Raw genomic sequence first — 15,244 nt, 5'->3', positions numbered from 1 at the left:
TCTATTTGTTCAAAGAGCAGTTCTTTCTGCTCTTTTTTACTTCTCTTCATCACAAATTAATCACTTGATTAAATACTGATTAATTTTTCACATGTCGCATGAGAAATCAGCGTCTTATAATTAATCAAATGTTTAATATTTTGAGAGAAGATTGTGACGGAAGCGCATCGAAGGGCGGGAAGACCCACAGATAATATCGACGCACGGGAAAAACTGATTTTCCACGCGCGCGAACTCTTCACCATTATGGCTTATGACAAGGTCTCTACTCGCCTAGTCGCGCAGAAAGCAGGCGTGAACGTGGCGATGATTCGTTACTACTTTGGCAACAAAGAAGGCTTGTTCGAGACCATGTTGCGCGAAACACTGTCACCGATGCAAAAGCAGATGCAGACGTTGGTATCCAACAGTAACGAGCAAAACTTTCTCGATCTAATGCGTACCTACTACCGCGAAATGATCAAGGTACCACAGTTCCCACGCTTAGTTGCCCAAGTTATGAATATGCCCCCATCGGAAACCCAACGCAAACTGCTCGAAAAAGTCTTCGCAGATATCAGCAAGCCAATGCAAGGCGTGATCTTTGATAAGTTGATCGACAGTGGCGTTTTACGAAAAGACGCCGACCCTCAACTTTGTCGCGTCTCTTACATCAGCTTGATGGTGTTTCCTTTTATGGCACCACCAGCACTGCTCGCCATTCATGGCATTGAACTTTCTGAAGCCTTCTTGAACCGATTATTCGAACACAACATACAACTGATGAAACATGGATTTTTAGACTCGGGCGACCAATATGAAAGTAAATAAAAAGCTGCTGTTCTTTCCTGCTCTTGCGGTGGGGGTCGTCATTCTGTTTTTGGCGATTAGCCTCAAACCAGATTTGCCCGTAAAACCCTCTGGAGATCGTGCACGGTTGGTCGAGACGATTCCACTTGAGCTAAAAGCCATTGCTCCAGTAGCCATAGGGTTTGGCAAGATCACCCCAAAAGTGGAATGGAAAGCGATAGCCGAAGTGACGGGTAAAGTGGTCTACCGCCATCCGCAACTGGAAAAAGGACAAGTGTTGCAAGCAGGGACAGAAATCTTGCGCATCGACCCGCTCGATTACGAGTTGAAACTGGTTCAAGCTCAAGCCGATCTCAAATCTGCCCAAACCTCTCTGGCTAAGCTGAACCAAGAAGAAGCGAATCTCAAAAGCACCCTCAAGATAGAAGCCAACCGTCTGGTTATCGCCAACAAAGAGTTAGACCGTAAGCAAAACCTACGTAAAAAAGGCCTAACGTCTCAATCGGATGTAGATCAGCAAGAGCAAAGCGCACTCTCTCAACGTAAGTTAGTACTGGATATTGAAAATCAAATTGGTTTGATGCCGGATGAGAAACGAGTCGCGGAAGCCCTAGTTAAAGTTAATGCATCAAAAGTGGATGAGGCCGAACGCTCGCTTGATAAGACCATCATCACGCTTCCTTACGATTTGCGTATTGCTGACGTAGAAATTGAGAAAAAGCAAGTGGTTAACCTCCAACAAACCATGGTGACAGGACATGGTATTGATGTCATGGAAGTGGAAGCTCAACTATCCATTCATGACATGCAAACTTTGGCGGCGAGCATCGGTGAGTTTGTCCGCGATGAATCTGGTATTCCACAACCTGATATGAATGCGATTCATGCCAACATTGAACTCAGCAGCGGTAACCTCTCTGCAAGCTGGCCTGCGAAAGTTGCACGCATCAGTGAAACGGTTGATCCAAGCCAAGCGACTGCCGGTGTGATTCTGGAAATTGAACAAGACTACCGTGCATTAAACCCAACGTCTGCGCCTCCATTGGTGAACGGCATGTTTGTGCGTGCCTTGATTGAGGGACAAGAGAACCCGAGTTGGGTCATCCCAGAGCGTGCGCTTCATGGCAATAAGATTTACCTGATGGGCGATGACAATCGTCTGCAAGTCGTCACGGTTGAAGTGTTATATCGTCGCAATAACCAAGTGGTGATCGATGGTGAACTAGAGCAAGGTCAGAAGCTGATCATCAACGATTTGCTGCCTGCGATTAACGGCATGCTATTGAAAGAGTCACCTGAACAGTCAGAAACGGCTATTGAGGAGTCTGATTCATGATCCGATTCTTCGCCAAGCATCCAACAGCAGCCAACTTGCTGATGCTAACGCTGCTGATATTGGGGATTTCTTCACTTTCCACGATTAAGCGTGAAACTTTTCCTGAGTTTGATCCGCCCTACATCCTAGCTGGTGTGGTTTACCCCGGCGCTTCCCCTCAAGAGGTAGAAGAGAGCATCTGTATCCGAATGGAAGATGCTGTCGATGGCCTTGCCAACATTAAAGAAACTCAGTGTGAAGCGATTGAGGGTTCTGCGCGTCTTATCTTAAAACTGAATGAAGAAGCCGACATTGGGCGCATGTTGGTTGATGTTCAAACCCAGATCAACTCGATAAACGACTTCCCACAAGAGATTGAATCTCCTGTGGTCCAAGAGCTCGATTGGAACGAGCCAGTTGTGGATGTCGCGATCACCGCAGATACCACATGGCCAGAGCTAAAAGCGTATGCCGAACAGCTTAAACGCACGTTAAAAATCGATTACGATGTCTCTTTGGTTGAAGTTGCTGGCTTCTCTGACCACCAATACCGAGTAGGGTTAGACACTCAAGCTATCCGACAACTTGGTTTGAGTGTTGGTGATATTGCGGACCAGATTGGTCGTCAAAACGTCAAGTTGCCAAGTGGTAATGTCGAAACGCCAGATAAGAACTTTCTGATCCGCTTTGACGAACGACGCGTGACGCCGGAAGAGCTTGAGACTATCGTCGTGGGCTCTGGTACAAATGGCTCAATCATCCGTCTAAGAGATATTGCGACGATTACCGACCGGTTTGAATTGGACGAACAGAAAGTCCTCTTCGATGGTCACCCTTCTGCCCTACTAAAAGTCAGCAAAAACAAAGAAGATGACGCACTGCGTATCAAGGAACGGGTTGCTCAATTTGTCGAAGAACAACAAGCTATCGCGCCAGACGGTGTGATGCTACAAATGACCAATGACCTTTCATCCGTGCTTTGGGATCGCCTGACCATGATGGTCAAAAACGGTTGGCAAGGTATCATTCTGGTCTTCGCCACCATGTGGTTGTTCTTTAGTTTTCGCTATTCCTTTTGGGTCGCAGCTGGTTTGCCCGTAGCCTTCTTGGGTGGCTTATTTTTGATGGCGCAACTTGGCCTGTCCATCAACATCATGTCTTTGGTCGGGTTACTCATGGCCATCGGTATCATGATGGATGATGCCATCGTTATTGCCGAATCGATTGCCGCTCACCTCGACCGAGGAGAAGAGATCGATGATGCCGTTATCAAAGGAGTGAAAAAGGTACTGCCAGGGGTAATTTCTTCCTTCCTAACTACGGTGTGTATTTTTGGTAGCTTGTTATTCCTGCAAGGTGAAATGGGTGCGGTACTTAAAGCAGTTCCTCAAGTTCTGATCCTCGTTTTGAGTTTGAGTTTGGTGGAAGCCTTCTTGATCCTACCTAACCACCTTTCTCATTCGCTACATAAACAAAAGCAAGAGCGAAAAACACCGAAGTTCAAACAAAAGCTGCTCGCTTCTTTTGAAAACTTCCGCAACACCACCTTGGTCAACGCAGTAGATAAAGTGGTCGAGTATCGCTATGCCTTTATGGGTGGCGTGGTTGCCTTGCTTCTTATCTCCGCGGCCACGTTAGTAGGTGGTTTACTCAAGTTCCAACCCTTCCCTGAATTGGATGGCGACATTGCAGAAGCGCGTATTATTCTTCCTCCGGGTTCTTCTCTGTCTCAAACGGAAGCTGTCGTCGATAAGATCGTCGCTTCCGCTCAAAAGCTAGATAAAGAATGGACAGAGAAAGTGGAAGACGGCAATCCATTGGTTCTACACATCACCAGTCAATTCAACGCTAACGCCGACGCGAATGAATCTGGCCCTCACATTGCCACGGTACGTCTGGATTTGCTGGGTGCAGAGAGTCGTAACACACTCATCGATGAATTTATCGATGCATGGCGTGAAGACATTGGTGAACTTGCCGATCCTATCTCGCTGGTATTTAAACAACCGACCATGGGGCCGGGTGGACGAGCGATTGAAATTCGAGCGAAGCATGATGATCTGGATGCGCTCAAAGCAGCCTCTATCGACATTCAACAATACTTGAATGAGTTTGATGGTGTCCATGGCGTATTGGATGACATGCGTATGGGTAAAGAAGAAGTCTTGGTTAAACTGCGTCCGGGAGCGGAAGCTTATGGGATTAACGGCCAACTCATCGCCAATCAATTGCGCGCGGCTTTCTTTGGCCAAACCGCAGACGAAATCCAAGTTGGAGTAGAAAATATTTCCATCGAAGTTCGCCTTGATAAAGCGCAAGCTGGTGACTTACAGCAATTGGCAAACTTCCCAATTATCTTGTCCGATGGAAGTCAAATTCCGCTCGCGACCATTGCTACTTTGGATTTCCAACGTAATTACGTAAGAATCCAGCGCATTGATGGCTTGCGCACCGTGAGCGTATTCGGCGATATCGACAATACGAAAGCCAACTCAACCGCCATTATTCGTCAGTTCCAACAGGATGAAGCGCCAAAGCTTATGCAAAAGTATCCTGGTCTTCGCTTTGATTTTGAAGGCGAAGCCAAAGATACCGCTGAAACTGGCGCATCAATGGGTAAAGGCTTCTTGCTTGGTTTGTTTGGCGTGTTTGCGATTCTGAGTTACCAATTCCGCAGTTATTTGGAACCATTCGTGGTCATGCTTGCGATTCCACTCGCCTTTATTGGCGTGGTATGGGGACACATCCTACTCGGTCACTCATTAAGTATGCCGAGTATGATGGGCTTTGTCTCACTAGCGGGGATTGTGGTGAATGACTCGATTCTGTTAGTTCAGTACATACGCCATCATGTCGATGAAGGGGATAATGTGCACGACTCAGTAGTCAAAGCCAGTCGGGAACGCTTTAGAGCAGTATTCCTGACATCAATGACCACTGCAGCAGGTTTGCTTCCGTTACTGACTGAAACCAGTTTGCAAGCACAGGTTATCCAACCACTGGTTATCTCCATCGTGTTTGGTATTTTCGCATCCACTCTGCTGGTGTTGTTTATGATCCCTGCTGCGTATGCCATTTTAGCTGACTTCGGCCTAGTCCATAAGCACGAAGAAATCTAAAACGACTGATAAGTAAACTTATCAAAATGCACAAGAGCGGCTTAGGTCGCTTTTTGTTCAATACCAATGCGTTAAAAAACACACAATCACTTAACAAACAGAGGGTTATTGTGTCTCATTAAGTGTGAATATGAACAGTTAAGGATTAAGTATGTTGAGTTTTATATAACCAAATCAAATAACCAACACAAGATTTATAATATGTCTTATTGTCAAAAACGGAATTTCACAGAGTAAAAATACACGTAGGCAACACATTCACAATTTAAACTCACGATAATGAAAACATTGATTGAAGAATTAACATTTTAACAATCATTACAACAATGTTAACTTTAGCCTCGTTGGTCGCGCTGGTGGTAAGCCTCTCACCAAGCCTATTGTCAGTTTTATATGGACGTTCGACCACCTCCAAAATGAATAGACACCCAATTTGGTGCCCTTTTTTCGCCCGTGAAAGCATTCTTCGCGGGCTTTTTTCTTCCCACTGAAATGGGCTTAATCTGCGTTAGTTTCTTTGCTCAATCTCTCTGTTTTTCCAGTCGTATACGATTCGATTACCGGAGACAAGTCCAGTAATTCCAATACTTTTTTTTCAAAAGTTTCATCAGCACTTCTCACCCAATCTAAAAACTTCTGCTTAGCAAACATCGATTCGTACTTATACCAAAACTCGATGCTCAGGTAGAATTCATTTTTTATGGGTAAATTGTATACTCTTCGTAATTCACTCTTATACTTAAGATTACCTTCTGAGTATTTTGAGTATTTGTTTTTTCCAACTTCAACTATCTCACACTTTATTGGTGGATAACCACTTAAGAAACCTCTAATTAAATATTCTTCTTTTTCTCTTTTTCGGTCTTCACTTTCTGGAATTTCTCCCCATTGTTTATTCGCACGCTTAGTCAATTCTTTCATCAAGTCTGTATGATACCCCCTCATAGAGCCTTCACTTTGCTCCGGGGCATGATAAAAATCATAATATTCTCTCTCTAAAAATGAGGACAATTGACTAATATTATCAATATCTTCTCCAGTAGATTTAACCCGTAGCCTAATATATAATCCACCTTGTTTGTTAATAGGAAGCAAAGGGTTTAATATTTTCTTCTGAAACAAAAAATATACCGTAGCTAACTTTACAAACCTTTCATGCCTCTCTATTTTTGATTCAACATCGAACTGTTCTAAATTAACAAGATCCTGGTATACATGTCCTTCATATATGTTGTTCGGACACTCAAATGACAGCACTAAGTCATCTATCTGGAACGCATTATGTAATAAGTCAGAGAAATCCGGCTTTCCTCTAAAACCATCTTTACACATTTTAATAAAACTCATATGTCTATCTCTTACTCTTCAAATATGCATCAATACCTTTAAACGAGAGCCTGCAATATGAGTTCTAATTCAAGTAAAGGTAAGCCACATACTAAGGTATTATGAAGGTCAAAAAGGACATCGGATCTTTTCTAAATTTTAAATATCTAACATCACCTCCACTTTACTGAAATCTACACTTTTAAAAGTTACATCCGCTCCATCCAGCAATAGCTCATCAAACACGCCAACTATTGATAATGAGCTTGAGGGTCTGATCCCTACCCATGAAATGAGAAACAAAAAAGCCAGCCTTAAAAGGCTGGCAAGTAGAGCAACAAGGTCAGTGCTTACTGCTAACTAACACCGAACTCGTATTGGATTCATTTTCGTCTGTTAGTCTCTTTTAGCGGCGTTTATGACTTGCTTGCTTTCTCTTTGTGGCACGTTACCTTTACTAACTGTTCTTGCTCATCTTTAATGTTTTTCACGATACGCTCATCACGTGCGTGAATGGCATCCATGTTCATTTGCTGAATATCTGCTATAGCTTCATGTTTCATTTCAGAAAAGTCCTGACGTAAATCTGAGCTCCACTCCTCTTTGTCTAAAGTGTTAGCAGCAGCGATTGGTGATGACATTACAGCAATAAGACTTAGAGTAGATAGAAATACGCTTTTCATAATAAGCTCCTTGAGGATTAGCAGTTAATTTTAATTACAATTTATATATTGCACATACGATGCCAACTTTTATTTTGTTATTTTTCAACAACTTAAACAAACCCTCATATTCAACGTTATCTTCGTCTGGTAAATTTCGCTAACCAAGCGTCAAATTAACCATACGAATTTAAAACATTAGAAACATACACATTAGAAATGCTTTGTCAGGCAGTTTTCTCATCAGATAATTACGTAACTGCCCACTAAAAAATCGCTTTGAATCAAAATGCGGAAACAAAAAAGCAGCCCGAAGGCTGCTCCTAATCGTTAATACCAAGCTTGTTAACTCGATACGCTTGCTTCAACGCTCGACGTCACTGGCGACTTTCTGAAACGATTAATCAAACGATGGATAAACCTCTTAATCGATCTGAAAATATTTTTAATATCTTCAAGCATTAAATACAAACAAGGCACCAACACTAAAGTCAGAACCGTTGCGTACAACACCGCAAAGCCCAAAGCGACAGCCATCGGTATGACAAAACGCGCCTGCAAACTCGTTTCAAACATTATCGGCAATACACCCGCAAACGTCGTTATTGAGGTGAGCGTGATAGCTCGAAAACGAGCACAACCCGCCTCAACAACCGCTTGTTTGATGTTCATACCCCTTTCTCTCACTTGGTTTACGTAATCTGTCATAACCAGAGAGTCGTTGATAACCACGCCAGCAGCGGCGATCAAACCAAATGTCGACATCATACTGATGTCTAAACCTAGCCAGAAATGGCCCCAAATCGCCCCCGTCAGACTAAACGGAATGACGGACATTACAATCAAAGGTTGGGTATAACTTTTTAACGGTACAGCTAACAAGATGTAGACGATGATCATACCTGCAATAAAGAACAAAATCTGTTCATTACGCTGCGCAGCCTGCTCTTCAATATCACCACCCAATTCTGTTTTCACACTCGAGAACGCTTGCTTCATATCCGGTAAGATATTGTCGTCAATGACCTTCACGATTTCTTGAGGTTCAACCAATTCTTCGTCTATCGAACCATAGACATAAACGGTTTGATACCCGCCTTCACGTCGAATGCTACTCACGCCCGGCTGCTCGTTGATCTTCACCACATCACCTAGCATGACCTTCTTACCTGCTGGTGTTGTAATCACGGCGTAACGCAATGATGAGAATGCTTCACGCGTCAGTTGCGGGTAACGCACCATAACTTTAATTTCTTCACCATCACGAATAATGCGCTGTGCTTCGCCACCATAAAAGCTGCCACCAACTTGCTCTGCGATCATGGTGAGATCCAGACCGAGATCGTACGCTACAGGCGCAAGAGACAGGAGTACTTCTTTGCTTCCAGAATCAATAGAAGATGAAATATCATATAACCCTTCTTCCAGCTGTAAACGCTCTATCAAGTAACGCCCAGCCTCGTTGAGCTCATTGATGTTAGAACCAAACAACAAGTAGCCAAACTCATCTCTGTCACCACCACCCGCACTCTGCTCGCGGATTTTGATGCTCTTCATACCTGGAATAACAGGCATAGCTTCACGCCAACGTCGAGCCAGTTCAAATGTATTGAACGGGCGTAACTCTTCATCAACCAGAGGTACTAATACACGACCTTCGGTGCGGCTTCTGTTGTACGACAGCACATCACGAATCATTCCTTGACCATGTTCTGCAATGGTCTCAGATTCGATCTTTTGCATGACACGTTCAATAGTCTTGAGTGCACTGATTGTCTGCTCACTTGAAACGGTATCATTCATTTCAATAGTGATCGCAGGATAGTCAGTCGGCACTTTAGGGTTAGGGATCACCCGAACATAATTCGCGTTGATCAAAGCCGCGCTGATCAGCAGTAAACCACAGAACACCGCAAACACTGTCCAGCGCCAATGGGTGCATGTTGTTACAAAGTTCCGATATGGACCATTTACAAAACCAAAAAAACGTTGGTTAAATCGGTCACGCCAACCACCTGGTTTAACTGGCTTAAAATGAGTATGCGCAAGGTGTGCAGGAAGGATCAGCTTCGATTCAATCAAACTGAAGATCAAACACAGAATCACGACACCAGCAATGCCGTAAAAGAAAGCGCTATCAATACCACTCGAAAGCAAGAATGGTGCGAATACTGCAATCGTTGTCAGAACACCAAATGTCGCTGGCGTAGCAACACGTTTGACACCGCGTACCACGTTCTCGACACCGCCGCCCTTTTCTTCGATTTCACTGTACGCACTTTCTCCCATGACGATGGCGTCATCCACCACAATTCCGAGCACCATGATGAAAGCAAACAGCGAGACGATGTTCACTGTAATACCCAAAGCTGGCATCATCATTACAGCACCGAGGAAACAGACAGGTAGCCCAATCATTACCCACATAGCCAAGCGGAAACGTAGGAAAATGGTCAGCATAATCGCGACTAATGCAGCGCCTTGCAGCAAGTTTTTCAACATCATGTCGAGACGCCCATTTAAATAATAAGTCGTATCAACTAAGACTTTGAGCTTAACATCCTGCGGCAATGTCTTGTTTTTTGCTTCAATATAATTACGAACGGACTGTGCAACAGGGATAATGTTCTGATCACGAGTGGCTTCAACAGACATGTAGATCGCATTTTGCCCTGAGTATTCAAAATAGCGCTCTTCTTCCGTAAAGCCATCTTTGATCGTGGCGATATCTTGCAGTAAAACCTTCGCACCATTTGCGCCAAGCTTTACAGGAATATTTCTAAACTCATCACCACGGTAGTATTGGTTTTCAATCCTTACTGCAATCATCCCTGAGTTTGTTTTTACTTCGCCCGCAGAAAAGTTGGCTGAGTAACGGCTGATCGCGCTGCTGATATCGCTCAACGTCAGGTCGTATTTACGAAGAACAAGTGGGTCAACTTCAATCGCTATTTCTTCTTCTGGCGCACTCAGATACACCAGCATGACGTTTTCTAACTGAAGTAATTCATCTTCGATTTGCTTAGCAATCGGTTTAAGCTCCTCGAGCGGTCGGTCCCCAACTAACCCCATTTCGATTACATCTTGGCGCCATTCAACTTGGTAGACATTGATTGGTTCCATACCCGCTGGTAAGTTAGACAAGGTATCAATACGTTGGTTTACATCATCTAAGACACGCTTGATATCGGCATTAACGTCTACCTCGATGGAAACATACGCGCTACCTCTAGAGGCCGTTGAGACTGCTTTTTTAATCCCGGTGACGTCTTTAATCGATTCCTCGACCTTAACGAGAATACTCTCTTCTATCTCTTGAGGAGAAGCGCCAGGATAAGTCGCACGAACATCAATGTAGTTCACCTCAATATTCGGAAACATCTGCCTTTGAATAAAGAGAAAACTCACCACACCCATGATAATGATGAACACCATCAAAAGGTTGGCAGCGACGGGGTTATTCGCAAAATAGGCAATCAGGCCCTTTTGTTTAGTATCTTCCATGACAAACTCCTACTTACTGTACGACGGTTTCAGAGTCGTCACTCTTTTTTGCGATTTGTACCGCCATGCCTTTTTGAGGGTACTCGGGCAAGGTCAGTACCAACTTATCACTTTGCTCTAAACCTTCGCCCACCAGCAAAAACTCACCTTCTGCTCTCAAAACCGTGACAGTTCTGGGTTGAAGTTGATTATCGCCATTCACCACCCACACGGTACGGTTTTTAACTAATTCCTGTGGTAAGCGATAGATATGCTTAAGTTCCTTACCAGTGAAGCTCACTTCAACGTAGGAGCCGAATTTAATTGGAGGCTGCTGGTTATCGACACCGTATGGGTCCGCGATTTGAATGACCATGTTAATCATTCGGGTAGCACTATCAATCATGCCTAAATCACGAACTACTCGACCTTCTCTAGTGGTAGAAAACACACCTTGCTGCGTCACTGTCGCAGTGAGTTCACCAATGGATTCGGGTAAAAATGCACTATCAAAACCGGCAATGGGTACGTGCACCTCTGCCACTTCGATGTTGTTTAACGTGGCAACTCGAGAACCAGATGTAACAAATTGACCAACACCAATATCACGCTCAACAACCAGCGCATCGTAAGGTGCAACGACTTTGCAATTTTCTAACTCTCTTTTTGCTCGTTTGAGTGCCGCTTGAGCCGACTTCACTAGGGCTTGTGCGCTCAAAACGTGAGGCTTGCGTAAATACAGATCCGTCACTTGCTTATCGCTCAGTCTCTTTGCCTGACGTTTTGCCACTTCGGCTTTCGCTTGTTCCTCAATCAGGTTTGCGCGTGCACTAGCTAAATCGGCTTCAGCTTGTAAAACCGACGCTTCATAGTTGTCACTTTCAATTGTGAAAAGAACCTCTCCTCGTTTTACGATGCCACCCGTCACAAAATTCGGGTGCCAACTTGTAACTTCACCACTAACTTGCGCGGAAAGGTGTGTTTTTTCAAAAGGGACTAATTCACCGTGACTAGTAATCACCACTTTGTGATCGGTAGGAAAAAGAGAAGAAGCCTGAACAGTAGGTTCTGTAATTGCATCTTTGGTTGACTCTTTTTCCGGCGCAGTTGCGGCAATTGCAGCATATCCTGCATAAGAGCCTCCAACGACGGCGAAGGGTAAAAGCCAACGTAATATGGGTTTTGCTAACATCGAAAATCCTTTTTTATTGTTGTTTTCAACACCACACTTTTATTCAGTCCATTGCTCCCGGTAAGCATGGTGGTGAGAGAATTGAATTTGAATAAACATCAAAGCGGCGCTTGCCTAGTCTTTTAAGCAGCGAACTAGATAGTTATTGCCAATTCAAAGTTAATAAAATTAACAAAAAATTAACCAACTGCGCAAGTTGCTCTGACTTAACTTGTATTCTAAACAGCAAATGACATGCCAAGCATTTATTTATTAAAAATCATATGGTTATATAAAAACCATTATTTTATCCAGTGTGCTATTGGTCATAATCACCAGATATTAGTGATTATGACCAATACGGCCATAATGATAATTAAAATAAATGATTATCTGCGCTCTAAAAGTTGAACTTAGTGCAGGCTCTATGGCAATTCATTGATTAATCGCTCGTTATCAAACGGTTCTGGGTGCATGTGGCGTCAGCTTAAGTCTATAATTTGGAGTAGGTAACACTCTGTAAGACAAGGAAATGTGCTTTGTTACAAACACTCGCCAAGTTGCTCTTCCCCTCGCTGCTCACTCTTTTATCGGCATGCTCATCCGTATCGTTGAATGACGCCAGTGAAAAGTCCACCAGCTTTCAGCTCGGTTATCAAAAGGATTCTGTTCTTGCGCAGTACTTTGACGCTTACGGGAGAGACCCTAAGTCCATAACTGGCTTTGCACCGTTAAATCAGGGACACGATGCCCTTCTTGCTCGAACCTCTTTGATCGAGTCCGCCCAGAAAAGCCTTGATCTTCAATACTATATTTACCGTGGTGACGAAACGAGTCAGCTAATAACGTGGCGCTTGTATGAAGCGGCAAAGCGTGGTGTTCGAGTAAGGCTGTTGCTTGACGATATGCAAAAGCGAAACGACGATGTGATGGCTGCCCTCAATGCACATCCTAATATAGAAATCCGCTTATTTAACCCGCATCAGTATCGCGACTCCCGTTGGTTCGCTCTTGCTAGCGATTTTGAACGCCTTAATCGTCGTATGCACAATAAGTCTCTGATTGCAGACAGTGTTTCCGCTATTGTCGGTGGTAGAAATATCGGCAATGAATACTTCTCTTTTGAATCGCAAGTTGAGTTTGGTGATTTTGATCTTCTGCTCTATGGTGAGGCGGTACAACAAACTGCCGATCAGTTCGACCTCTACTGGAATAGCGCCTATGCGATACCAATGGAATGGATTACACCGAATTCACAGCAAATTACCGACCAAGCGATTCAAAAGCAGGTCAATAAACTCCGGTTAGAGGAAAAGTTTTCAACCGGCCGCTATGACTTCACACAACTGGATATGTACCAAGATCTAAAACAAGGCAAACTCAAGCTCTACTGGGGAGAAGCGAAAGTATGGTTTGATCTGCCCGATAAAGTCGCAACCCGAGAGAGCCAACTTATTGATAATTTGTCGGAACTGGTTAAAAGTGTTGAGGATTCATTTGTGCTCATCTCTCCCTATTTCGTTCCAACTGAAGTAGGTACTCAAGCATTAAGTAACGCGGCCAAGCGAGGCGTTGATATCACGATTGTGACCAATAGCCTCGCGTCTAACGATGTGTTTGCCGTGCATGGTTGGTACGCAAAATATCGAAAAGAATTACTCGAAGCTGGAATAAAGCTTTGGGAAGTAAAAGCGAGCGCGAAACTCAAAAGTAAGTGGAGCCTCACGGGGAGTAGCAGAGCAAGTTTACACGCTAAAGCAATGACGATTGATAACAAAACACTTTTCGTTGGTTCGATGAACTGGGACCCACGTTCGGCCGCTTTGAATACCGAAATGGCCGTTGTTATCGAACAGCCAGAATATGTGCAAATGTTTCTAGAACAACTGCCGAGTCAACTGTCGAGTAACGCCTATGCCTTAACTCTGCGCGACGGGGACATTGTCTGGACCGACGTAAAAACAGGCGAAGAATACAAGTCCGAACCAGAAGCAGGAGTATGGCGAAAAATGGGTGCTTGGTTCTCCGGAATATTACCAATTGAAGATCAGCTATAACAGTTGCCAATACTGCAAACCTACCCAGTAAAGCGAAACAAAATGGACGCTAGTTTTGGGGCTGGGGGGCACAACCAACATAAGGAAGCTCAATGCCAGCGCAATGGAATGAATACTATCAGAAAATTTTAAGCCAACCTCACCGCCCAAGCGTGGAAAATGCCGTAAATCGACTTAAGATAGAAGGCAAAGTCGCTCTTGATATTGGCTGCGGAATAGGTCGAGACAGCCACTTTCTCCTCGAAAAGGGATTTAAGGTTCACGCATGTGATAGCAATGAAGATGCAGTAAAAACTTGTTTAACACGCTTTGAAGGTAACAAACGATTTTCGGTTTCGCAGTGCTGTTTTACTGAGTTTAATTATCCTCAGTGCAGCTTGGTTATCGCAAATGCCAGTTTGTTCTTTTGCCCTGACAAAGGCTTCAAACAAGTCTGGACAAAAATAGACAGCGCATTACAACCGAGCGGTATCTTCTGCGGCGATTTCTTGGGAGTGAAAGACTCCTGGGTGACCTCCGAAATGCATCCAAACATTACCGCATTAACGAAAAAGGAAGTGGAAAGCTTATTCGAAGGTTACGACCTCATTTCATTGCATGAAAGAGATGAAGACGGGACCACTGTAGTCGGAAGCCAAAAACATTGGCACATGTTTAGTGTGACCGCTCGAAAGCGCTAAAAATGGTCTCTCGATAAAGAAAGCAGCACTTCAAATCAGTGCTGCTATCAGAGATTAATTGACGGGATACACCACTTCAAAACGCTCTAAAACCAGCGTACGTTTCTCATGCCAATCGATGTTCAACTCATCGCATTCAGCTTTAAAAAATGCAGTATGAGCATCACGCCACCAGTTTAAGGTTCTATCACCTTCGCCTTCTGCGAAGGCAAACTCTGCGGTTACATCCTCATATTTGCATGTACTTACGTCAGTAATTCGTATCACGCAAACCGGGTCCCCATCCCAATTCGTCACTACTTGTAAATGACCGACTTGGGGCATGGTTTCACCATGTTCTCGATACCAAAGCTCCAAACTGCACGATGCAGTTTTCTGTCCAATACGAACCAAATCTGCGCATACATTCGCGTTGTATTCGTCGGCACAATAATAGTCAGCACTGACTGATGGTACAGCTTCCCTTTGTTCTGGTGATAATAATTCTAGGAATTGTTCTAAGTAATCCTTAGCTCGCGCGTCCATGCTCACTCCATTAATCATAAATTCGCAAGGAGGATAAAAGATATCACAACAAATAACCACCAGGAACAAACTGAAAAACAACAAGAATATGACTTCTACGAAGACGACTGTTATTTC

At 44.0% G+C, this 15,244-nt stretch carries 10 protein-coding genes; 5 read left to right on the top strand and 5 right to left on the bottom strand.

Translation table 11 applies throughout. The features are described 5' to 3' along the window. The first annotated feature begins 153 nt into the window (after positions 1 to 153). The 3 genes from R7Z47_RS04955 to R7Z47_RS04945 are packed head-to-tail and all read left to right on the top strand — an operon-like array spanning position 154 to position 5,223. Complete coding sequence (locus R7Z47_RS04955) at positions 154 to 810, top strand: TetR/AcrR family transcriptional regulator (protein WP_053349323.1); 657 nt, start codon at positions 154 to 156, stop codon at positions 808 to 810. Continuing rightward, the gene (locus R7Z47_RS04950) at positions 797 to 2,125 is read left to right on the top strand and encodes an HlyD family secretion protein (protein WP_318129871.1); all 1,329 of its coding nucleotides are present in this window, start codon (positions 797 to 799) and stop codon (positions 2,123 to 2,125) included. Before R7Z47_RS04955 ends, R7Z47_RS04950 begins: the two co-directional genes overlap by 14 nt. Beyond that, the gene (locus R7Z47_RS04945) at positions 2,122 to 5,223 is read left to right on the top strand and encodes an efflux RND transporter permease subunit (RefSeq protein WP_318129868.1); all 3,102 of its coding nucleotides are present in this window, start codon (positions 2,122 to 2,124) and stop codon (positions 5,221 to 5,223) included. The genes R7Z47_RS04950 and R7Z47_RS04945 overlap by 4 nt, the downstream gene beginning before the upstream one ends. Positions 5,224 to 5,721: 498 nt before the next feature. On the opposite strand, the gene R7Z47_RS04940 is transcribed toward R7Z47_RS04945, so the two are convergent. From R7Z47_RS04940 to R7Z47_RS04925, 4 genes are all read right to left on the bottom strand, one after another. Continuing rightward, on the bottom strand, positions 5,722 to 6,570 hold the full coding sequence (locus R7Z47_RS04940) for a DNAase (RefSeq protein ID WP_238844270.1): 849 nt from the start codon (positions 6,568 to 6,570) through the stop codon (positions 5,722 to 5,724). 395 nt (positions 6,571 to 6,965) lie between these two features. After that, the gene (locus R7Z47_RS04935) at positions 6,966 to 7,232 is read right to left on the bottom strand and encodes a hypothetical protein (RefSeq protein ID WP_005373876.1); all 267 of its coding nucleotides are present in this window, start codon (positions 7,230 to 7,232) and stop codon (positions 6,966 to 6,968) included. 324 nt (positions 7,233 to 7,556) lie between these two features. Then, positions 7,557 to 10,715 carry an efflux RND transporter permease subunit gene (locus R7Z47_RS04930; RefSeq protein WP_262606707.1) on the bottom strand — a complete coding sequence of 1,053 codons (3,159 nt, stop codon included), beginning with the start codon at positions 10,713 to 10,715 and terminating at the stop codon, positions 7,557 to 7,559. Positions 10,716 to 10,728: 13 nt separating this feature from the next. Then, positions 10,729 to 11,886 (bottom strand): efflux RND transporter periplasmic adaptor subunit, encoded by a 1,158-nt coding sequence (locus R7Z47_RS04925; RefSeq protein ID WP_262606708.1) that lies wholly within the window; start codon positions 11,884 to 11,886, stop codon positions 10,729 to 10,731. A gap of 518 nt (positions 11,887 to 12,404) precedes the next feature. Here R7Z47_RS04925 and R7Z47_RS04920 point away from each other — a divergent pair. Further along, positions 12,405 to 13,922 carry a phospholipase D family protein gene (locus R7Z47_RS04920; protein WP_115386495.1) on the top strand — a complete coding sequence of 506 codons (1,518 nt, stop codon included), beginning with the start codon at positions 12,405 to 12,407 and terminating at the stop codon, positions 13,920 to 13,922. A gap of 92 nt (positions 13,923 to 14,014) precedes the next feature. After that, positions 14,015 to 14,602 (top strand): class I SAM-dependent methyltransferase, encoded by a 588-nt coding sequence (locus tag R7Z47_RS04915; protein ID WP_005373885.1) that lies wholly within the window; start codon positions 14,015 to 14,017, stop codon positions 14,600 to 14,602. Positions 14,603 to 14,656: 54 nt separating this feature from the next. Here the strand turns inward: R7Z47_RS04915 and R7Z47_RS04910 are convergent, their stop codons facing one another. Continuing rightward, positions 14,657 to 15,127 carry an ASCH domain-containing protein gene (locus R7Z47_RS04910; protein WP_005373887.1) on the bottom strand — a complete coding sequence of 157 codons (471 nt, stop codon included), beginning with the start codon at positions 15,125 to 15,127 and terminating at the stop codon, positions 14,657 to 14,659. Positions 15,128 to 15,244: the final 117 nt, after the last annotated feature.

The sequence above is a fragment of the Vibrio sp. 1641 genome (assembly GCF_033339995.1).
In the GTDB taxonomy this organism is placed as follows: domain Bacteria; phylum Pseudomonadota; class Gammaproteobacteria; order Enterobacterales; family Vibrionaceae; genus Vibrio; species Vibrio alginolyticus.
The sequence above is the reverse complement of the archived record's forward strand: the minus strand, read 5'-3'. Positions and strand labels throughout refer to the sequence as shown.

Excerpts from the sequence above, each read along its gene's own strand:
- R7Z47_RS04915 (WP_005373885.1), top strand. The coding sequence starts at position 14,015 with ATGCCAGCGCAATGGAATGAATACTATCAGAAAATTTTAAGCCAACCT.
- R7Z47_RS04940 (WP_238844270.1), bottom strand. The coding sequence starts at position 6,570 with ATGAGTTTTATTAAAATGTGTAAAGATGGTTTTAGAGGAAAGCCGGAT.
- R7Z47_RS04925 (WP_262606708.1), bottom strand. The coding sequence starts at position 11,886 with ATGTTAGCAAAACCCATATTACGTTGGCTTTTACCCTTCGCCGTCGTT.
- R7Z47_RS04930 (WP_262606707.1), bottom strand. The coding sequence starts at position 10,715 with ATGGAAGATACTAAACAAAAGGGCCTGATTGCCTATTTTGCGAATAAC.
- R7Z47_RS04950 (WP_318129871.1), top strand. The coding sequence starts at position 797 with ATGAAAGTAAATAAAAAGCTGCTGTTCTTTCCTGCTCTTGCGGTGGGG.
- R7Z47_RS04935 (WP_005373876.1), bottom strand. The coding sequence starts at position 7,232 with ATGAAAAGCGTATTTCTATCTACTCTAAGTCTTATTGCTGTAATGTCA.
- R7Z47_RS04910 (WP_005373887.1), bottom strand. The coding sequence starts at position 15,127 with ATGGACGCGCGAGCTAAGGATTACTTAGAACAATTCCTAGAATTATTA.
- R7Z47_RS04945 (WP_318129868.1), top strand. The coding sequence starts at position 2,122 with ATGATCCGATTCTTCGCCAAGCATCCAACAGCAGCCAACTTGCTGATG.